Origin of the sequence: uncultured Pontibacter sp. (assembly GCF_947492645.1) — a bacterium.
In the GTDB taxonomy this organism is placed as follows: Bacteria; Bacteroidota; Bacteroidia; order Cytophagales; family Hymenobacteraceae; genus Pontibacter.
The window spans coordinates 519,248-539,663 of sequence record NZ_CANLMZ010000006.1; the positions used below are offsets into that span (position 1 = coordinate 519,248).

The window sequence follows — 20,416 nt, forward strand, 5'->3', positions numbered from 1 at the left end:
AAGCCGGTTTGTTGAATTTTGCAGGCAAGGCCAATGTTATACTTAGCTTACTGCATTGCATTAAATAATTAACATAGATTTAAGAGAAGGCTGGCGAGACAAAACCAGCCTTTCTTGTTTACATACATGAGCGAAATATTATTAGAACTAAAGCAGGTACAGGAACTGCTGAAGATAGAACAAGAGGAAGATCGCCAGCAATACAAGATCAAGAGCCTTAAGAGCACTATTGCAGAGCGTAAAGCCATGGGCTTTTGCTGGTATCCTGTTACAATCACCAAAGAAGAAATCGGCTTTGGAAGCAAGGTGGTCATAGAGTTAGAGCGCACCAAAGACAGAGACAATCTTCACCTGTTTCAGGCTGGTAAAACGGCAGCGCTGTTCAGCAATTCGAGTGGCGAGCGGCAAACCTTAAACGGTGTGATTGTGGGCATTAAGCGTAACAAAGTTATACTTGCCACCAACCGCGAAGACCTGCCGGAATGGGTAGACGATGGCCGTTTGGGCTTAGACCTTACTTTTGACGAAATGAGCTATCGGGAAATGGAGATAGCCATGAAAAAAGTGACCGAGGCCTATAAAACCCGCCTTGCTGAGCTACGCGATATACTTTTAGGCGATCTGCCTGCCCGTTTTACAGACGTTACAATGGCCTCTATTCCTGTGCTAAATCCATCGCAGAACGAGGCGGTGCAGAAGATTGTGCAGGCAAAAGATGTGGCTATCATACATGGCCCCCCGGGTACCGGTAAAACTACCACGCTGGTGCAGGCTATACTTACAACACTTGAAACACAAAAGCGCCTGCTCGTTACTGCGCCATCCAATACAGCTGTTGACCTGCTGACAGAAAAGCTGGCTAACGAAGGTGTAAACGTGATTCGCATTGGCAACCCGTCGCGTGTGTCTGATGTGTTGCTGGAGCATACGCTGGACGCGCAGATCATGAGCCACCGTTCTTATAAAAGCCTGAAAGACCACCGCAAAACAGCTGAAGAATACAAACGCATGGCTTACCAGTATAAGCGTAAATTCGGCCACGAGGAACGGGCACAACGCCAGTTTTTTAAGGCTGAAAGCCACCGCATGCTGGTAGAAGCCGATCGCATTGAAGAGTATATCACGGAAGATCTTTTAAATAATGTGCAGGTGATTACCTGTACGTTGGTAGGTGCAGCTAACAAAGCCATCCGCCACCTGGAGTACGATACCGTGTTTATTGACGAGGCGGCACAGGCCCTGGAACCAGCCTGCTGGGTGCCTATTACGCGCGCCAAGCGTGTTGTGCTGGCCGGCGACCATTGTCAGCTTCCTCCTACTGTTAAATCTTTTGAGGCTGAGAAGGGCGGTTTGGGTAAAACTTTATTTGAGAAGTGCATTGAGCGGCAACCCGATGTGGCTGTGATGCTGAAGACGCAGTACCGCATGCACCACCACATCATGGAGTTTTCTAACCAGCAGTTTTACCACAGCGAATTGCTGGCTCACGAAAGCGTGCACAGCAGCGACCTGCATGAGTTTAATGCACACTTCGCTCCCGGCCTGGCTGTGGAGTTTGTAGATACGGCCGGATGCGGCTACAACGAAATCGTGAACCCAGAGGCGCAAAGCTCTGCCAACCCCGATGAAGCTGACCTGCTGCTGAACCACCTGGTGCATTTACTTAAAGATTACACGCATGCTGATGAAGAGGTGGAGCACCTGCGCATTGGCGTAATTGCCCCATACCGGGCCCAGATAAACTACCTGGAGGACAAAGTAGAGCATATTCCGCAGCTGCACGAACTTAGGCAAAAGCGCCTTTTATCGGTGGGTACCGTAGATAGTTTTCAGGGGCAGGAACGTGACATCATCTACATCAGCATGACACGCAGCAACGAGCAGGGCGAAATCGGATTCCTTGCTGATATCAGGCGTATGAATGTAGGCATGACACGCGCTAAAAAGAAACTGGTGATAGTCGGCGACAGCGCCACGTTAAGCAACCACCCGTTTTACGCAGCTTTTCTGGCTTACGCCGAAAGTATAAATGCATACCGAAGCGCCTGGGAATTAACAGAAATTATGCCTTAGCAGTATCAATTACAGGTAAACATAAGTATAAATTAGACCAAGGTCCATATTTTTTGTACCTTACACAAATTGAGAAACAAAACCTCTAAAACATGAAAATAGAGAAAAACAAAGTGGTTACGCTCACCTACGAGCTAAGAATCTTAGACGAGAACGGTGAGCAGAACCTGGTTGAAACTGCCAACGAAGAGCATCCAATGGTGTTTATATATGGCATGAGCGGCCTTCCAGATCAGTTCGAAGATAGTTTGGCGGGCTTAGGTGCCGGTGATACATTTGATTTTAAACTTGATTCAGAAGAAGGATACGGCGACATTAATCCTGAAGCTGTGGTAGATCTGCCGCTTAGCGTATTCGAAATTGAAGGCAGCGTGCCGGATAACATGCTGGAGGAAGGTAACTTTATTCCGATGACCGACAGCGAGGGCAACCAATTGCAGGGCCGTGTTAAAGAAATTAAGGCTGATGCGGTTACCATGGACTTTAACCACCCGCTGGCTGGCAAGGAGTTATACTTTAAAGGCACCGTTGCCAAAGTACGCGAGGCTACCCAGGAAGAACTTGACCATGGACACGTACACGGCGAAGGCGGTGTGCACCATCATTAAGAAATACAATAAACAAACTTTCAACTTGGCTTAATACGCTGCGTTGAGTTTCGTTTTGCCACAAGAAAGCACAGGTATAGTTCCTGTGCTTTTTTTGTTAAGCCCCCTCCTGTGTCTGTATAATAGCAATAAGTATAATTTGAGGTAGGTTTATACTTTGCAGTTTCGGCTTTCGATTCCTTACCCATACTTACTGTTTAAAGATGCGGCCTCACTTCCGCTACATACTGCATTAACTCAGGGAAAAAGGCATCAAATTCGGCGCCGTATAAAGTATAGTTTTGCTCCAGTTCATATACTGCAGTCTCCATGCCGGATGCAAAGGCTGCCCTCCTGCTCATACCAGTTAAGGCCCGACCGATGCCCTCCAACTCGGCATACCCTAACAGCCAGTTGTGCTGCATCATGTGCGTTAATGTATACTTCATTCGCTCAGGCAGTAAGTTGTAGTGCACATTTACAATGGCGTATACTTTTTTGGTGTATGCTCTAAGAGGCTCCTGGGCATAGGTCTCAAACCTGGATGCCAGAAAATGATCGTAATACATATCGGCGATTACAGGCGCAAATTTTCGGTACTGAGGGCGTAGGCGGGCCTTTGTCTCTGCCACTATTTCATGGTTGTCGGTGTAGCTGTCAATCAGGCGGTGCAGCTTAATGCCCTTTGCCACTTCAGGGGCGTAAAGCGTTGCCTGCTTGCCTTTAACAGTATCTGCAATAAAGTTTCCTAAAAGCAACTCAGGGTTATCGCCGGATAAAAATGCGTGTGCCAGAAAATTCACAGGCGTTGGTGGTTAGTTAAAGTATAAACTTATATGTGTAACGTATGTTTAACGCGCAACATGCTTCAGTAAGCCATAATATAAACCCTTACGAGTATAGGCGCGTAATCAAAACACACTACTACAAAGTATATAACTATGGATAACAATCAAAACACACAAGAAAGCCTGAACAAACTAATAGATATGATCAAAGACGTAGACATTGCTATGATGACTACAATTGACGATGACGGCAGCCTGAGAAGCAGACCTATGCGCACAAGCAAAGTGGATGCTAGCGGCGACCTTTGGTTTTTTACAGGCTATGCCTCTGGCAAATCGCACGAAATAAAGGACAACGACGCACATGTAAACCTGAGCTATGCAAAACCAAGCGACGAATTGTATGTTTCGGTATCTGGAAAAGCTACGCTTACCAAAGACAAGCAAAAGATTGAGGAGTTGTGGAGCCCTGTGCTGAAGGCCTGGTTTCCGAATGGAAAAGACGACCCGAATGTTAGCTTAATTAGAGTGCAGATTGAGAAGGCTGAATACTGGGACGCGCCAAACAGTACTCTTGTGCAGCTTTATGGCATGGCTAAAGCAGCTATTACCGGCGACAGGGCAAGACCAGGAGATAACGAAAAGATAAATTTATAAGTATAACTAGAGGCCTATAGCTTGAAAGCAGCACCTGCTAAACTTTACCGTTTGGCAGGTGTTTTTTTGTTGTATACATTTATATGACCATACCCTGTAAATTAACCTGACTTGACTACGCCATCACCCGCTTCAGCACGCCTTACTACCCTAACTCTTTTTAAAGTAAAAGATGGCCATATACGGTGGGGCCTTTCCCAAATGGGAACGTCCGTACCAGTACTTAACAAAACACCCGGTTTGCTTTTTTACAAATTACTGGGCAGCGGCCATGGGAAGGGCTTCAGCATAAAGCCAAATTTTAAGCGTTATGGTTTGCTTTGCACCTGGGAAAACGAGCAGGCAGCTGATGCTTTTCTCAACACCTCTGATTTGATGGAGAATTACAAAAGCCATACTTCTGAGTCATGGACTGTAAAGCTACTTCCTTTTCAAGCGCATGGGCAATGGGACAAGCAGGAGCCTTTCTCTCCTACTTTAACAGATAACTATACAGATGGTCCTCTAGCGGTGCTTACCCGCGCAAGTATAAACTGGATGGCGCTTCCCGGTTTCTGGCGCTTTGTTCCTAAAACAAGTAAAGCCTTAGATGCTGCAGAGGGTTTAATCTGCTCTATTGGTTTGGGGGAACTTCCTTTTATCAGGCAGGCTACCTTTAGCATTTGGGAAAGTATGGACGCCATGCGACAGTATGCCTATAAAAACCCGCTACATCAGGAAGTGATGCGCCGCACCAGAAGCGAGAACTGGTACAGCGAAGAGCTTTTTGCGCGCTTTAAGCCCATTGCCAGCCAAGGAACCTGGAATGGAACAGATCCGTTGGCGCAGTTGATGTTGTAGTAAGTCGCTCACTTTCTTATCCGCTGAGCGATATCCTCAAGCAAATCTACCTGTATCTGCTGTATCTCAATCAGGCGCTGGTTCTGCTGAATGATCAGGTGGTCAATTTTTTCGTGCAGTAGCCTTATCTCCAGTTCCGCTTTAAGGTTTACCTGGTAATCATACTCTGAGCGCTGGCGGTCTTTGGCCTCTTTGCGGTTTTGGCTCATCATGATAATAGGGGCTTGTATGGCAGCAAGGCATGAAAGTATGAGGTTTAAGAGTATAAAAGGGTAAGGGTCAAAGGGTTTTGTGGAGAACAGGAATACGTTGACAGCCATCCAGCTAAACAGAAATAGAAAAAAGAGGCTGATAAACGTCCAGCTACCTCCAAAGTAAGCAATAGTATCTGATAGGCGTTGCCCTAGTGTCAGCTTCTCCGCAAGTTCGTCTTCTATGTTGCTGGAGAGCAGTTCATGCTTGTTTATACTTTGTAAAACCTCATCTTCCAGCTTAGAAATTTCGCCTATTTCGCGCTTTAGCAGTTGCTCGAGGTATAATTTCCGATAGTGGTTAAGTGCAGCCAGCGATATGAAATGGTGCTCAGAAAAATCGGGGTGTTCTGCTTTGATAAGGTTGAGGATGCTGGAGCGTATACTTGTGGCGGCTACCAACTGCTGCATTGGAAGCTGTTTTTTAGTAACCTGGCAATAGCCTGTTTTGTGATGCGTTTTCATGTGGCATGGACTTAGCTTTACATACGCGTAAAAGCCAGACGCCATTGAACAGCTAAAATAAAAAAGCTACCTGATGGTGCAGGCAGCTTTTTTAGATGATTATAACGGAGTTTGGTCTGGTGCGATCTCTTTTATGACCCGCTGCAAATGTGCTGCTAAACCATCGTACGGCCTGTAGCCTCTGTTAACAAGGTGTACGTTGGTGCCATTCAAAATGTATAGGCTCGGAAATGCAGTTGCCTGTAAGTGCCGTGCAATCACGAAGTCCTGTTTTGTCTTCTCCTTTAGTTCGTCAGAATCAAACTTCTCCAGAAAATCTTCTTCTGCAATACCAAACTGGGAGGCTATACTTGCCAGTACTCCTGGTTTTGTAACATCGTTGTTCTTGGCATAAAAAGCGGTTTGTATGGCTGCTGCCATAGCCAACTCCTTTTCCGGGTGCATGTAGCGCATGGTAACTACCGCGCGGCAGGCAGGTTCGGTGTCGTACACAAAATTATCCCGCTCAAAAAAACTATAGTCAAATGGCTGTTCCGTTACCTTTTCTACGTCCTGCCAATGCTGCTTTATGCTTTGTTTCATGTCTTCCTGAAGGGGTTGCTCTGTGCCGGGGCGCAAACCACCCATCACCAGCTTAAACTGCATGGTTCCCTCCTGCTCTTTTACAGCTCTCTTAATAACAGGCGCAAAGCCATAGCACCACGAGCACATCGGGTCCATTACATAGATCAGGTGGAGTACGTCCAGTAAGTCTTGTTTCTGCTTTTCCATGGCACAAAGGTAGCTATCCGTTTGCTCAATTGCTTGCCCGTTGATTTGAAAATTCTGGACTTCAGGCTCAAACCATGGAACAAATCAGCCTAACAACAATTAAACAATCAAGATTAACGATTATCTTAGCAGCTTAACTTAGCACAAGCGAATACACGATACAACTATGTCAGAGTATAATTTCAACCAGATTGAGAAGAAATGGCAGCGCTACTGGGAAGAAAACCAGACGTTTAAAGCCAAAGAAAGCAACGACAAACCAAAGTACTACGCCCTGGATATGTTTCCTTATCCGTCAGGTGCCGGCTTGCATGTGGGCCACCCACTTGGTTATATCGCCTCTGACATTGTAAGCCGCTACAAACGCCTGAAAGGGTTTAACGTGTTGCACCCGATGGGCTTCGACTCGTTTGGTTTGCCAGCCGAGCAGTATGCCATCCAAACCGGGCAGCACCCGGCTATTACCACAGAGCAGAACATTACCCGCTACGTGGAGCAGCTAAAGAATATTGGCTTCTCTTTTGACTGGCAGCGTGAAGTACGCACATCAGACCCTGCTTACTATAAGTGGACGCAATGGATTTTTATGCAGCTTTATAACAGCTACTATAATTACAGTACAGATAAAGCTGAACCGATTGATGCGTTAGTGCGCGTTTTTGAGCAAAGCGGAAACGAAAAAGTGAATGCTGCTTGCGACGAAGACACCCCTGCATTTTCGTCTGCGGATTGGGCTAATTATAACGAGCAGCAGCGATCTGAAATGCTGTTGAAGTATAGGTTAACGTATGTAGCGGAAGCAGTCGTAAACTGGTGCCCTGCTTTGGGTACTGTATTGGCTAACGACGAAGTAGTGGGTGGTGTGTCAGAGCGTGGGGGTTATCCGGTAGAGCGAAAGAAAATGCGCCAATGGATGATGCGGATCACAGCCTACGCCGAGCGTTTACTGCAGGGTTTAGAGGCTATTGATTGGCCGGAACCGGTAAAAGAAATGCAACGCAACTGGATCGGTAAATCGGTTGGCGCTGAGTTGGATTTTACTGTAGAAGGCATTGAAGATAAGATTAAGGTATTTACCACCCGCATTGATACAATATATGGTGCATCGTTTGTTGTGCTGGCCCCAGAGCATGAGCTGGTAGCACAGATCACAACAGAAGAGCAACGGCAGCAGGTTGAAGCCTATGTGAATGTAGCCAAAAACCGTTCGGAGCGCGAGCGTATGACGGATGTAAAAACGGTTAGCGGCGTGTTTACAGGCACTTATGCCATCAATCCTATCTCGGAAGAGCAAGTGCCGATCTGGATTGCAGATTATGTGCTGGCTGGTTATGGTACTGGAGCCGTTATGGCCGTTCCGGGCCATGATAGCCGCGACTACGCTTTTGCCAAACACTTTAACCTGCCGATTAAAGAAGTAGTTGCAGGCGGAAACTTAGAAGAAGAAGCCTATGCTGCTAAAGAGGGCAAGATCATCAACTCCGGCTTTTTAAATGGATTGGATGTTAAAGAAGCTATAAAAGCAGGTATAGCCAAAGCCGAGGAATTGGGCGTTGGCAAAGGCCGCACGCAATACCGCATGCGCGATGCCGTGTTCAGCCGCCAGCGTTACTGGGGCGAGCCTGTACCGGTATACTTTAAAGACGGCATTCCGCAGCTACTCCAGGAAAATGAATTACCGCTGGAGTTGCCCAAAATTGATGCCTACCTGCCAACAGAAACCGGAGAGCCGCCACTAGGCCGCGCCGTAGACTGGAAGCACGAAAACCAATATGAGTATGAACTTAGCACCATGCCTGGCTGGGCAGGCAGCAGCTGGTACTGGTACCGCTACATGGACCCGCAGAACAACGCTGAGTTTGCTGCAAAAGATAAAATCGAGTACTGGAGAAATGTAGATTTATACATTGGCGGATCGGAGCACGCAACTGGTCACTTGCTATATTCACGCTTCTGGAACAAGTTCATGTTCGATATGGGATTGGTTGTGGAGCAGGAGCCGTTCAAAAAGCTGATAAACCAGGGTATGATCCAGGGACGCTCTAATTTTGTGTACCGCATTAACGGCACCAATAAGTATGTGTCTTTTGGACTGAAGGACCAGCATGAGACTACGCAGCTGCACGTAGATGTAAACATTGTGGAGAATGATGTGCTGGACCTGGAAGCCTTTAAAAAGTGGAGACCAGAGAATGCCGATGCAGAATTTATACTCGAGGATGACAAGTATAACGTAGGCGTAGAGATCGAGAAAATGTCTAAGTCGAAGTATAACGTAGTAAATCCGGATGACCTTGTTGAAAGAATGGGTGCCGACACGCTGCGTATGTACGAAATGTTTTTAGGGCCGCTAGAGCAGTTTAAGCCTTGGAATACAAACGGTATGGACGGCGTGCACAAGTTCCTGCGCAAATATTGGAGACTATTCCACGACAATGATGGCTACTTCTCGGTTTCAGAAGATGCACCAACCGCAGAGGAACTGAAGGCGCTGCACAAAACGATCAAAAAGGTAGAAGAAGACATTGAGCGGTTCTCGTTTAACACTTCTGTTTCTACGTTCATGATCTGCGTAAACGAACTCACGCAGCTAAAATCGAATAAGCGCGCCATACTTGAGCCACTTACCATTATACTTTCGTCTTATGCACCGCACATCACCGAGGAAGTTTGGGAGAAACTAGGCTATACAGAAAGTATAAGCCATGCTGCTTTTCCGGAATGGAAAGAGGAACACCTGACAGAGAATTCATTTGAGTACCCGGTTTCTGTTAATGGCAAAATGCGCGCGAAGCTTACTTTTGCCCTTGATGCACCTAAAGATGAAATGGAGAAGGCTGTACTGAATGATGAGCAAGTGTTGAAGTTTATGGAAGGAAAATCTCCGAAAAAAATCATCATTGTTCAGAACAAAATCATCAACGTGGTAGTATAAGTGTATTCCATCTTACCAATTAACTATAGCACAAAGCCGCACAAGCCCCAAACTTGGCGGCTTTGTGTTTTTCTATGCTTTTTACAGCTGCACCAGCAGGCAGAAGCAAGTATAAAAAAAGCGGTTAAACAAGAGCATTAGCTTCTTATTTAACCGCTTCACAAATGGGATAGTATGCGTTAGTGCATAAGCCTAGTTCAGGTTTGCCGGTTCATTTTTTGCCGCCTCTTTCAGCGAGCCTCTTAATTTAGCCAGTAGTTCTACAAGGGTAGCGGCTTCTTCTTCGGTTATACCATGAAGCTTAGCATCTAAGTCCTCCAGCGTGCCATCTATCACTTCCAGTATCTGTAATCCTTTTTCGGATACAAGTATGTTTACCAGTCGTTTATCAGAGGCATTTTGCGTTACTTCAACAAGGCCTTTTGCACTAAGCCTGCTTACAAGCCTTGATGCATCAGACATTTTATCCAGCATTTTTTCTCTCAAAAAAGACGTTGAGACTGGTTTAGGATATTGGTTTCGTAAAATGCGCATTGCATTATATTGCTGGGTAGTCATGCCATACTTCTTAAAGAAGTTCTCATAGGTGTTAAACAAGAAGCCCTGTGTGTATAAGATACTCATGCCGGCTTTCTGCCATTCGTTTCGAAAGGATTTTAACCCAACTTCATTCTCTAAAGTCATTTGCTTGGTGGTGAGTTTTTACCAATAATAAAAATAAAAATTGGTTTTACAGCACTTTAGGCCATATTTTTCAAAATATCATGCTTATTTATCAACGTTCTACATTAGAAAAATGCTGTTTGTATACTATGTTAAGATAAAGTGACTAGACCTATATTTCGATGAAATTTAAGATCAGAAAGTATGTGGATGCTACCACTACAGCTAAAAGAGAGTTAAGTAAAGTTTAAAGCAATGCCCAACCAACCTGCGGCAAGTATTGCTTATGGCAAATCGATAGTGGCTTTTTGTGCTTTCGTTAGCTTAGATGCAACCAAATGGTAGGAGTCATCGATCCAATTTCTAATAAGGCTATCTGCTAGGCCGGCCTCTGGCAATACAGTATTCCAATGTACTTTGCTCATGTGGTAGCCTGGCTTTACTTTTTCAGGATAGGCTTCGCGCAACTCAACTGCTTTTTCGGGGTCGCACTTTAAAGCAATGCCTTGTTCGTATGCCGATAAGCTGCAGAGCGCAAACATTTTTCCGCATACTTTAAAAACCAATGTATCCTGATCAAAAGGAAGCTCTTCTGTCACACCTTTCTTAGCCAGGCAGTATTCTCTGAAATCTTCAATATTCATGTTGTTCGTTTATTGCGCTACCCACTCCCACTCCTTGCCATTCCAGTACATCCAGTTCGCACCTGACGTTTCGGTGTAAAGTATTAGGGCCGTACCTTTATGAGCAGATACCTTAGCTCCGGCTGTAAGTCTTTCTTCTGCTTTCCAGCCAACAAGCCAATTCCAGTTAATGCCCCCAAAAGTGTTCGGGTTTCCTGCTCCAAAAACCAGCGCAGAGTCTGATTCGTGGTGCAATAGAGCAATTCCCCTCCTACCGGATGCTTTCTCAACCACCACAGCTGCCATATCCATCGAGCAGTTGCCATCTATATCCAGGGTTAAGTAAAACGGATTGATGGAAGTATCGAAATCATAACTGTTTTTGAAGGCTGGCGCCTCCAATGCAGCTAGCGACCAATGCGGCAGTTCCATTACAACTAGCTCGGCATTAGATCGTTTTTTTTGCTCGCAGGATGCTATAAAGGCAAGCAGCAGTATGGCATATACAAGATGGACTATTAGTTTCATAGTTTTAGGGTGGCGTAAAATTTCTCTGTATACACAAAAAGGAGAATCAGCTGATTCTCCTCATGATATTTAAAATCTTAAACTTCTCTTTTAAAGAAAGTTATAGATTTACAAGTGCGTAAATATAAAATATATTGCGCCTGCCAAAAACATCAAAATAGAAATTTTATTGATGACGTGCATTGTACGCAAATTAAAATTGGTTTTGCGGTTAGGGTCTTTCTTACGGAAAAAGTAAGTAGCAACCTCTGTAAAATCAAATAATCCTTTCATGTATATAAGTCCTCATTTTCAAAATTTAACGCATTGCTTGTATCTAGTATGAAACAAAAGTAGCGTTGTTACCCCGGGTTTTAATACCATCAGTCAGGCTAGCAGTCTGCTACCAAACAGTTTTGCTCCTGGTAATCAAGCAATAGCAAACTTCGTACTTGCCTTGTGCTGGTATGTAAGAATTTAAAATTGAATTTTTACTCCTCCAGTACTACTGGTTCAATCCACTTCGCATCTTCCCTGATCAGCTCAATAAGCTCATCCACAGCTCTGTCGGCGGGAACTGCCTTTTTGATGACGGTTTGCCCCCTGTACAGCGCAATTTTATCTTTACCTACGCCCACATACCCGTAATCAGCATCAGCCATTTCGCCGGGTCCGTTTACAATACAGCCCATGATACCGATTTTCACACCTTTCAAATGGTCTGTTCTTTTACGGATCATGGCGGTGGTTTCCTGGAGATCAAAGAGTGTACGGCCACAGCTCGGGCAACTGATATACTCTGTCTTACTCATACGTGTGCGAGCTGCCTGCAGTATACCAAAACTAAGGTTATTCAGCTGCTCTATATGGCTTAACAGGTTTTGTTTTGGCAGCTCTGGCAATAATTCTGTACTTAACATCACGCCATCTCCCAAACCGTCAATCAACAAGCCTCCAACATCTGTAGCGGCATATAACTGCACCTGGTCTGCTGTAAGGTTGCCATACTCCCGCTTAATGACGCATGGGTTAAGCACGCCATTGTTCATCAGCCTGAAAAAGCATTTACGCAGCTCTGGCATAGCGTGCTCGTTCTTGGTTTGCAGCATCAGTACAGCAGTCGGGTCCTCCTTCAGCAGCGCTAATAATGCTGGAGTAAGATCGCTTAGGCCGGCAAGTATAAAATTTAGGGCTAAATGGCGTTCAGGGGCGCTTACATATACTGCAGCAGGTATGAGTGGGTGCCTGTCTTCGCGTTGCTCAGCATCTTGCCATGCCGTAAAATTCACGATCTCCTTCAGGCCATTTGGCAACATAAACGTGATCGGCTTATCTCCGGTATAGATATAATCTGCCCCAAGGTCGTTCATGTTAAACTTATCCAGTAGCATCGAGTACAGGTGGCCAACGCATTTCAGGTCAGCATACTTTATATCATCCAGTCTGCTCAGGTCTGCTATAACACGCGGAACGTTTGTATTGCCTAGGTTACCGATCTCAAACGTATCCCGACGGTGGTACTTAAACGGATCAATCGGCACATGACAAATGTCTTTGATTGGCTGAGCCTTTTCTGCGCGGTTTATATAACGGTCTATCAGGGCCCTGGCAACTGGTGCCTCCGCCTCTGGGGCCTCGGTTAAAGATACGCGTACGGTATCTCCCAAGCCATCTTCAAGCAAAGTGCCGATACCAACCGCTGATTTTATACGGCCGTCTTCAGCCTCGCCGGCCTCCGTTACACCCAGGTGAAGCGGGTATGGCTGCAATCCTTCTTCTTCCAGCTTCTGCACAAGTAACCGGTACGCTTGCACCATTACCTGTGTGTTAGAGGCCTTCATCGAGATTACTATGTTATAGTATTGTTCGTCTTCGCAAATGCGCAAAAACTCCAGGGCGCTTTCTACCATACCTAGTGGGGTATCGCCATAGCGGCTCAGAATCCTGTCTGATAAAGAGCCATGATTGGTGCCGATACGCATGGCTGTACCATGTTCTTTGCAAATGCGCACCAACGGTACAAAACGCTCTCTGATCCTGTCCAACTCTGCCTGGTAAGAGGCATCATCATACTCAATTACCTGGAATTTCTTTTTATCAGCATAATTACCCGGGTTGATGCGCACTTTTTCTACAATGCGTGCTGCCACCTCGGCTGCATTCGGCGTAAAATGTATGTCTGCTACAAGAGGAACAGCATAGCCACGCTTCCGCAGCTCCTCTTTTATATGCTGGAGGTTTTCGGCCTCTTTTATACTTGGCGCCGTAATACGGATATACTCACAGCCCGCTTCAATCATGCGGATGCATTGCTCCACAGATCCTGCCGTATCCATGGTATCCACGGTTGTCATAGATTGTACCCGAATGCGGTTATCACCACCCATTGGAATACCGCCAATGTTTACTACACGGGTTTTTCTGCGTTTATAGGCTGTAAGGCTAGGGCAATACGTTTTGTTCATAAGAAAGTGTGCGTCAGCTTGCTTCTTTAACTAAAGTTAAGCTAGGTTTGTTCAACTGATAAACTACGTAAAATTAGCATCATTATTTTAATCAGGCACAAGTATAGCCTTAGTAATGCAATTTTATACTTTAAAGCACATTCCTGGCCAAAATCGTATTAGAGGATGATAAAAGAACCCCTTGTTATACTTGCAAGTGCACGAAAACAAAGCGATACACGTAAACTGATAGATAAGCTGTTCGGAAACAGAGATTTCGTGCTGCTTGATTTGCTTGATTATGAGGTCTATCCTTATCAATACGAAAATAACTACCCCGCCTCTGATAAGTTTTTAGAGCTATTGGAGGTTGTGCTGCAGCATGAGCAGTTGATATTTGCAACGCCTGTCTACTGGTATGCCATGAGTGGGCCTTTAAAAGTTTTTTTTGACAGGCTGACTGATATTGTGACGGTGCAAAAACCATTAGGGAGACGCATGGCTGGGAAAGAGGCTTTTGTCGTGGCAGTTGGCTCTGACCCGGTTTTGCCTGAAGGCTTTGAAGTACCGTTTAAGTTGACCTGCCATTATTTTGATATGCAATACAAAGGCTGCTATTATGCTCAGACTAACGCTTTAATAGGGCCTTTACCTGGTGCTGTTGATTTTATGCAACTACTTAAGTTTAACTGAGAACGTATGATCCATATGCGCAATTTTATTCCTAACCTTACTCCTTTAAAAATAGAGCAGCTTAAAAGTTGGTCTAACCTGCGGCAGGAGCAGCTTAGCGAAGCCATCTTCATCACAAAAGATTGTATCGTAGGTTTTCTGAAACGGCAACTCGAAAAAGGCAACTGGAAAGAAGTACAGGATGTGCTAAAAGGCAAACCCATGACGAAAGCCGGTAAGTTTTTCTATAATGAGCTAAGAGGGAAAGTTGTGTCTACGCTGATGATGCGCCTGGGGCTTAGACGCATAGTTGCTGTAGGGATAGCGCTTGTTCTGGTGCCGGTTATACTTGCCAAAGTTGCCGGCGAAGCAGTACGGACAATTAAAAAGCATTAGCAGCCTCTTAAATTAACGCTACTGTAATTGAATTGCTAGCACACAGCTTGCCCTCTGGCACACTATTCTGGTAATGCTATGGTGTTGCTACCTTAACAACCTCTGAAGATAAGGGCAGCTGTTTTCTGAAAGATATTCATTCAAACCTGACAAGAATTCGCTTTAACAGCTTCTTTTCAGGTTTGAATGAATTCGGGGAGATGGTGAATTAGCAGCAATATTTACTTAAGCAGCGCCTCATAGGCCTGCTCCACCTTTTTAAAGTTGAAAGCATTTAGCACCTGCTGCATTTGAGCAGCTATCTCTGCGTTGCAAAGGTTCCCTATACTTCCTTCGTGGGTGTGGGTTACAGCATCAGGCATTGCAAAGTTACCGGCCTCTATACTTTCGCCAACAGTTTTATAAGCATCCCGGAATGGCATCCCCTCCAGTACCAGCGCATTCACGGCATCTACACTAAAAAGGTATCTATACTTCTCATCTTCCAGGATATTCTCCTTTACCTGTACTTCCTGCATCATGTAAGCCATCATCTGCAGGCAGCTTTTTAGCTCAGCAAAAGCCGGGAACAGGTTTTCTTTCAGTAACTGCAGGTCGCGGTGGTAGCCTGATGGCAGGTTAATCAGCAGCATAGAAATTTCGGTTGGCAGGGCCTGAAGTTTATTGCACTTGCCACGAAGCAACTCAAACACATCCGGGTTCTTTTTATGCGGCATAATGCTGGAGCCGGTCGTAAGGTGGGCGGGTAACGTAATAAAGCCAAAGTTCTGGCTCATGTACAGGCAGAGATCCATGCTCATTTTGGCAAGTGTGGCCGCCACAGAGGCCATGGCCGTAGCCACTATACGCTCAGACTTACCTCGCCCCATCTGCGCATACACTACATTGTAGTTCATACTTTCAAAACCGAGCAGGTCAGTTGTCATCTGCCGATTTAATGGAAACGATGAGCCATAGCCGGCAGCAGAGCCCAGCGGATTTTTATCAGCAATTTTATACGCCGCCAGCAGCAGTTGCATGTCGTCTACGAGGCTCTCGGCGTAGGCACCAAACCAAAGGCCAAAAGACGAGGGCATGGCAATTTGCAGGTGCGTATAACCTGGCAACAGCACATGCTTATACTTCTCGCTTTGCGCCTGCAGCACTTCAAACAGCGCTTTTGTATCCAGTACTGTTTCCTGCAATTGGTGGCGGAAGTATAGCTTCAGGTCCAGTAAAACCTGGTCGTTGCGTGAGCGGCCGCTGTGTATTTTTTTGCCTGCCTCGCCTACTCTACGGGTCAGCTCAAGTTCTACCTGCGAATGAATATCCTCCACTCCTGCCTCAATGGTAAACTCGCCAGCTTCTATACTTTGGTAGATTTTCTTCAGCTCCGCCCGCAGCACCTCCAGCTCCTGGGCAGTAAGCAGGTTTATACTTTGCAGCATACGCGTGTGAGCCAAAGAGCCCAGCACATCAAAGCGTGCCAGTTCCATGTCCAGTTCTGCATCTTTGCCTACTGTAAATCTTTCTATTTCTGCTGCTACGCTGATTTCTTTCTGCCAGAGCTTCATACTTTAATTATGAATTAAGAATTACAAATTATGAATGGGTGCTAAACACTCACTTTATTTTATTACTCTTTCGAGTAGCTCAATGTATAAGTTAATACCTTCTTCAATTTCGTGTAGGTAAATAAACTCATCGGCCATGTGAGAACGCCCTGAGAAACCTGGTCCTAATTTAAGCGACGGTATCGGTAAAAGTGCCTGATCAGATGTGGTTGGCGAACCATAGGTTTTACGGCCCAGCTGCAAACCAGCCTGCACCAGCGGGTGCTCCAACGGTATTGAAGATGGCTTTAATCTGGTTGAGCGCGGCTTTACCTCCGCCTTTACATGCTGCTGTATCGTTTGCAGCACCTCATCCATCGTATAAGTATCTGTTAAGCGCACATCTACGGTGAACAGACAATTGTCCGGCACCACATTATGCTGCGTACCGGCATTGATCATAGTAATGCTCATTTTCACCGGCCCCAGGTGTTCCGATTCCTTTTCAAATCTATACTTTTGGAACCAGCTGATATCTTCCAGCGCCTCGTAAATAGCGTTTATTCCTTCTTCGCGGGCAGCATGTCCGGCTTTTCCTTTTGCTATACAATCCAAAACCAGCAGGCCTTTTTCGGCCACAGCCAGGTGCATTTCGGTTGGTTCGCCTACAATGGCAGCATCCAGCTTGCCCAACTCCGGAAGTATAAGTTCTATACCATTTCTACCGGATATCTCTTCTTCGGCTGTAGCAGCTAGCACCAGGTTATACTTTAGGTTTGGCTGCGCATAAAAGTATAAAAACGTTGAGATCAAACTGACCAGACATCCTCCTGCATCGTTACTGCCCAGGCCGTACAATCTACCATCTTCTGTACTTGCCTCAAAGGGATTGCGGGTATAGCCGGGATTTGGCTTTATTGTATCGTGGTGTGAGTTTAAAAGTATAGTAGACAGCTTTGGGTTATAGTTCTTATTAAAAGCCCAGACATTGTTCAGCTGCCGGTGCACCTCCACTCCATGCTGTTTTAGAAAGTCAGAAAGTATGGCAGCCGTTTTATCTTCTTCTTTGCTGAAAGAGGGTGTTTGAATAAGCTGCTGCAAGAGCTGTACTGCCTGCTGATATAAGTTTTTCTGCTCCATTTACTCCAGGCTGATAGTAGTGCCAGCGTATGGTTTATCGGTTTCTTTTATACTTAACAGCGCTTCGGCCTCTCCTATCAGCACATCGCTTACTCCCTGGTGCAGCGCAGCAAAGGCATTATCTAATTTAGGTACCATGCCAGCTGTTACCACACCTTCCTCTTTTAGCTCTTTATACTTTTCTGGGTTGATATGCGCAATCACGGAATCATCGTCATCTGCATTAGCCAGTACTCCCTTTTTTTCGAAACAGTACACCAACGTAACCTTATGCTTTGTAGCTAAAGCTGTGGCCAAAACAGAGGCAATGGTATCTGCGTTTGTATTCAATAAAGAGCCATTGCCATCGTGGGTAAGCGGTGCGAAAACAGGTGTTAAACCGGCCTGAAGTATGGCAACGATTGCAGTAATATTTATACTTTCTTTTCCGGCCACATCGCCTGCAAAACCATAATCTACTTCTCTTACAGGGCGTTTAGTGGCAAGTATGGCATTGGCATCGGCTCCCGTCATGCCGATGGCGTTACATCCTACTGCTTGTAGTTGCGCTACTACCTGCTTATTAACCAAACCACCGTAAACCATGGTTACTAACTCCAAAGTTTCAGCGTCTGTTACGCGGCGGCCTTCTACCATAACGGGTGTAATTCCCAGCCGCTGGCCAATAGCAGAGGCTATCTTGCCCCCGCCATGCACCAACAACTTAGGCCCCTGCAGCTTCGAAAAATCAACCAAAAAACGACGAAGCCGCTCAGGGTTATCCAGTATATTACCGCCTATTTTTACTATGATCATTTATTCTTGACAAAAGATTGTTGGACATAAGACAATATGACAAAGGACAAAAGACTTTCTATTTACAAAATCTGCGCCTTTGTCTTTTATCAAAAATTCCTTTGTCAGGTATACTTACAGAGCTTCTAGCATACGCTTCAGCACAGCCTGCGCTGCGTAGGTCCGGTTATTCGCCTGCTGCAACACCAGCGAGTTAGGTCCGTCCAGAATCTCATCGCTGAGCTCGACGTTGCGACGCACCGGGAGGCAATGCATTACTTTTGCATTATTTGTGAGCGAAAGCTTCTTGTTGTTCATCATCCAGCCCTCGCCGTCTGTCAGCACTTTACCGTAGTCGTTGTAGCTCGACCAGTTTTTCACATACACAAAGTCTGCATCATGCAGCGCCTCGTCCTGGTTAGTGGTTACGGTAGCATTTTGTGTAAATTCTTCGGCTAGCTCATAGCCCTCAGGGTGCGTTACCACCAGTTCCACATCAGCCTGGCCCATCCATTCTGCAAAAGAGTTTGCCACGCATTGCGGTATGGATTTAACGTGCGGTGCCCAGGTTAAAACTACCTTAGGCTTTTTACCAGCTTGTTTTTGCTCTGTAATCGTTAGTAAATCTGCCAGGCTTTGCAGCGGGTGGCGCGTAGCAGACTCTAAACTAACGATTGGAATACCTGCGTAATGGATAAACTGCTGCAGCAACTCCTCGTTGTAGTCTTCATCACGGTTCTGCAGCTTCGGGAAAGAGCGGATACCCAAAATATCACAGTACTCACCCATTACGGCAGCAGCTTCCTTGATGTGCTCTACGGTGGTGCCGTTCATGATGGCGCCTTCCTGAGTTTCCAGCGCCCAGCCTTCTTTGTCCAGGTTCATCACCATCACGTTCATGCCCAGGTTTAAAGCCGCTTTTTGGGTGCTCAAGCGGGTGCGCAGGCTTGGGTTCAGGAAAATCAACCCCAGCGTTTTATTTTCGCCGAGGTGTTTATACTTGTAGGGGTTTTGCTTTAGGTGCAGCGCCTCATTTACCAATTCTTCAACGTTTGCAACGTCTTGTACCGATGTAAACTTCTTCATTAAACTGTCTGTAATTCTGCTTTTAATAAAACTGCTTCGAATGCCTCCAGGAACTTTTGTACTTCGCGGATCCCGATGCAGAGTGGTGGCAACAGGCGCAGCGTATTTTTATCTGATGAGGATCCTGTAAATATTCCGTGCTCATCCAGCAATTGCTTGCGTATCCCGGCACATGGCTGGTTCAACTCCACGCCAATCATCAGGCCTCTGCCACGCACTTCTTTTACACCAGGCATCTGACGCAATTCAGACATTAATCTATTTCCGATATTCCCGGCATTTTCCATTAAGTTTTCCTGCTCCATTACCTCCAGCACAGCCAAAGCCGCTACACAAGCCAAATAGTTACCGCCAAATGTAGTGCCCAGCATGCCGTGTTTTGCTTCAATTTCAGGAGAGATGAGTACGCCAGCCACCGGGAAACCATTACCCATGCCTTTCGCCATCGTGATCAGGTGCGGCTTCACATCTTTGTTCTGATGCGCAAAAAACTTGCCTGAACGGCCATAGCCAGACTGCACTTCATCCAGGATCAGCAGCGCGCCAACTTTGTCGCAGCCAGCTGCCAGCGCTTTCATAAAGGCTACTTCGGGTATCTGCACCCCACCTACACCCTGTATACCTTCTATGATAACAGCTGCTAACTCATGGCCATGCTCCTGTAGCGCATTAGCAAAAGCGCTCAGATCATTTAATGGAAGAAAAATGATGTTATCCGTTTCGTTGATGGGAGCCTGAATCTTTGGGTTGTCGGTAGCGGCTACAGCAGCAGACGTGCGTCCGTGAAAAGCTCCCTTAAAAGCGATTACTTTTTTTCGGCCTGTATGAAAAGATGCCAGTTTAAGGGCATTTTCGTTTGCCTCGGCTCCGGAATTGCACAGGAAAAGGCTGTAGTCGTCGTAGCCACTCAGTTTGCCTAGCTTATCGGCAAGTTCCTGCTGCAGCGGCATTTTAACAGAGTTGGAATAGAAGCCAATGTCGTAGAGCTGACGGGCAATTCTTTTAACGTAGTGCGGATGGCTGTGACCGATTGAGATAACGGCATGACCTCCGTAAAGGTCCAGGTAACGTTTGCCGTTCTCATCCCAAACATAAGCACCCTGTGCTTTTACAGGAGTTATGTCGAAAAGCGGATATACATCAAACAGATTCATATTTGATAATTAGATGTAAGAAGTAAGACAGTAAATAAAGTACTCGACGTACATATTT

At 45.8% G+C, this 20,416-nt stretch carries 21 protein-coding genes; 7 read left to right on the forward strand and 14 right to left on the reverse strand.

The genetic code is table 11. The features are described from left to right. The first annotated feature begins 126 nt into the window (after window positions 1-126). Window positions 127-2,073 (forward strand): AAA domain-containing protein, encoded by a 1,947-nt coding sequence (locus Q1A23_RS08810; RefSeq protein WP_299822080.1) that lies wholly within the window; start codon window positions 127-129, stop codon window positions 2,071-2,073. A 92-nt stretch (window positions 2,074-2,165) separates the two neighbouring features. Further along, entirely contained in the window at window positions 2,166-2,681 is a 516-nt protein-coding gene (locus Q1A23_RS08815; protein WP_299822082.1) for a peptidylprolyl isomerase, read from the forward strand. Window positions 2,682-2,701: 20 nt separating this feature from the next. Here Q1A23_RS08815 and Q1A23_RS08820 read toward each other — a convergent pair whose 3' ends face one another. Both Q1A23_RS08820 and Q1A23_RS08825 read right to left on the reverse strand, forming a co-directional pair. Further along, window positions 2,702-2,869: a hypothetical protein gene (locus Q1A23_RS08820; RefSeq protein WP_299822084.1), complete on the reverse strand. Its 168-nt coding sequence runs from the start codon at window positions 2,867-2,869 to the stop codon at window positions 2,702-2,704. A gap of 9 nt (window positions 2,870-2,878) precedes the next feature. Further along, on the reverse strand, window positions 2,879-3,463 hold the full coding sequence (locus Q1A23_RS08825) for an ACP phosphodiesterase (protein ID WP_299822086.1): 585 nt from the start codon (window positions 3,461-3,463) through the stop codon (window positions 2,879-2,881). A 138-nt stretch (window positions 3,464-3,601) separates the two neighbouring features. Here Q1A23_RS08825 and Q1A23_RS08830 point away from each other — a divergent pair, with 138 nt between their 5' ends. Both Q1A23_RS08830 and Q1A23_RS08835 read left to right on the forward strand, forming a co-directional pair. Further along, window positions 3,602-4,105: a pyridoxamine 5'-phosphate oxidase family protein gene (locus Q1A23_RS08830; RefSeq protein WP_299822088.1), complete on the forward strand. Its 504-nt coding sequence runs from the start codon at window positions 3,602-3,604 to the stop codon at window positions 4,103-4,105. A gap of 201 nt (window positions 4,106-4,306) precedes the next feature. After that, window positions 4,307-4,945: a spheroidene monooxygenase gene (locus Q1A23_RS08835; RefSeq protein WP_299822090.1), complete on the forward strand. Its 639-nt coding sequence runs from the start codon at window positions 4,307-4,309 to the stop codon at window positions 4,943-4,945. An 8-nt stretch (window positions 4,946-4,953) separates the two neighbouring features. Here Q1A23_RS08835 and Q1A23_RS08840 read toward each other — a convergent pair whose 3' ends face one another. Then, the gene (locus Q1A23_RS08840; RefSeq protein ID WP_299822092.1) at window positions 4,954-5,661 is read right to left on the reverse strand and encodes a DUF1003 domain-containing protein; all 708 of its coding nucleotides are present in this window, start codon (window positions 5,659-5,661) and stop codon (window positions 4,954-4,956) included. Window positions 5,662-5,760: 99 nt separating this feature from the next. Beyond that, a complete protein-coding gene (locus Q1A23_RS08845; RefSeq protein ID WP_299822094.1) occupies window positions 5,761-6,432 on the reverse strand; it encodes a DsbA family protein in 672 nt (223 codons plus the stop codon). 166 nt (window positions 6,433-6,598) lie between these two features. Between Q1A23_RS08845 and leuS the strand changes: the two genes are divergently transcribed. Further along, complete coding sequence (gene leuS / locus Q1A23_RS08850) at window positions 6,599-9,367, forward strand: leucine--tRNA ligase (protein WP_299822096.1); 2,769 nt, start codon at window positions 6,599-6,601, stop codon at window positions 9,365-9,367. Between the two features lie 192 nt (window positions 9,368-9,559). On the opposite strand, the gene Q1A23_RS08855 is transcribed toward leuS, so the two are convergent. The 5 genes from Q1A23_RS08855 to ispG all read right to left on the reverse strand — a co-directional run bounded on the left by Q1A23_RS08855 (window position 9,560) and on the right by ispG (window position 13,625). Beyond that, window positions 9,560-10,051 (reverse strand): MarR family transcriptional regulator, encoded by a 492-nt coding sequence (locus tag Q1A23_RS08855; protein ID WP_299822098.1) that lies wholly within the window; start codon window positions 10,049-10,051, stop codon window positions 9,560-9,562. A gap of 263 nt (window positions 10,052-10,314) precedes the next feature. Further along, window positions 10,315-10,674 carry an MmcQ/YjbR family DNA-binding protein gene (locus Q1A23_RS08860; RefSeq protein ID WP_299822100.1) on the reverse strand — a complete coding sequence of 120 codons (360 nt, stop codon included), beginning with the start codon at window positions 10,672-10,674 and terminating at the stop codon, window positions 10,315-10,317. A 9-nt stretch (window positions 10,675-10,683) separates the two neighbouring features. Then, window positions 10,684-11,181, reverse strand: a complete 498-nt coding sequence (locus Q1A23_RS08865; RefSeq protein ID WP_299822102.1) for a hypothetical protein — start codon at window positions 11,179-11,181, stop codon at window positions 10,684-10,686. A 108-nt stretch (window positions 11,182-11,289) separates the two neighbouring features. Next, complete coding sequence (locus Q1A23_RS08870; protein WP_299822104.1) at window positions 11,290-11,454, reverse strand: DUF6728 family protein; 165 nt, start codon at window positions 11,452-11,454, stop codon at window positions 11,290-11,292. A 197-nt stretch (window positions 11,455-11,651) separates the two neighbouring features. Then, window positions 11,652-13,625, reverse strand: coding sequence for a (E)-4-hydroxy-3-methylbut-2-enyl-diphosphate synthase (ispG, locus tag Q1A23_RS08875; RefSeq protein ID WP_299822106.1), 1,974 nt, complete (start codon window positions 13,623-13,625; stop codon window positions 11,652-11,654). A gap of 165 nt (window positions 13,626-13,790) precedes the next feature. Here ispG and Q1A23_RS08880 point away from each other — a divergent pair, with 165 nt between their 5' ends. Further along, complete coding sequence (locus Q1A23_RS08880; protein ID WP_299822108.1) at window positions 13,791-14,297, forward strand: NAD(P)H-dependent oxidoreductase; 507 nt, start codon at window positions 13,791-13,793, stop codon at window positions 14,295-14,297. Window positions 14,298-14,303: 6 nt separating this feature from the next. After that, complete coding sequence (locus tag Q1A23_RS08885) at window positions 14,304-14,672, forward strand: hypothetical protein (protein WP_299822110.1); 369 nt, start codon at window positions 14,304-14,306, stop codon at window positions 14,670-14,672. Between the two features lie 221 nt (window positions 14,673-14,893). Here the strand turns inward: Q1A23_RS08885 and argH are convergent, their stop codons facing one another. The 5 genes from argH to Q1A23_RS08910 form a co-directional block, all read right to left on the reverse strand. After that, window positions 14,894-16,225, reverse strand: a complete 1,332-nt coding sequence (argH, locus tag Q1A23_RS08890; RefSeq protein WP_299822112.1) for an argininosuccinate lyase — start codon at window positions 16,223-16,225, stop codon at window positions 14,894-14,896. A 54-nt stretch (window positions 16,226-16,279) separates the two neighbouring features. Beyond that, entirely contained in the window at window positions 16,280-17,344 is a 1,065-nt protein-coding gene (locus Q1A23_RS08895; RefSeq protein WP_299822114.1) for a M20 family metallo-hydrolase, read from the reverse strand. Continuing rightward, window positions 17,345-18,139 (reverse strand): acetylglutamate kinase, encoded by a 795-nt coding sequence (argB, locus tag Q1A23_RS08900; protein WP_299822116.1) that lies wholly within the window; start codon window positions 18,137-18,139, stop codon window positions 17,345-17,347. It lies immediately after the preceding gene. Between the two features lie 114 nt (window positions 18,140-18,253). Beyond that, window positions 18,254-19,204 (reverse strand): acetylornithine carbamoyltransferase, encoded by a 951-nt coding sequence (locus Q1A23_RS08905; protein WP_299822117.1) that lies wholly within the window; start codon window positions 19,202-19,204, stop codon window positions 18,254-18,256. Continuing rightward, on the reverse strand, window positions 19,204-20,358 hold the full coding sequence (locus Q1A23_RS08910; RefSeq protein ID WP_299822119.1) for an aminotransferase class III-fold pyridoxal phosphate-dependent enzyme: 1,155 nt from the start codon (window positions 20,356-20,358) through the stop codon (window positions 19,204-19,206). Before Q1A23_RS08910 ends, Q1A23_RS08905 begins: the two co-directional genes overlap by 1 nt. Window positions 20,359-20,416: the final 58 nt, after the last annotated feature.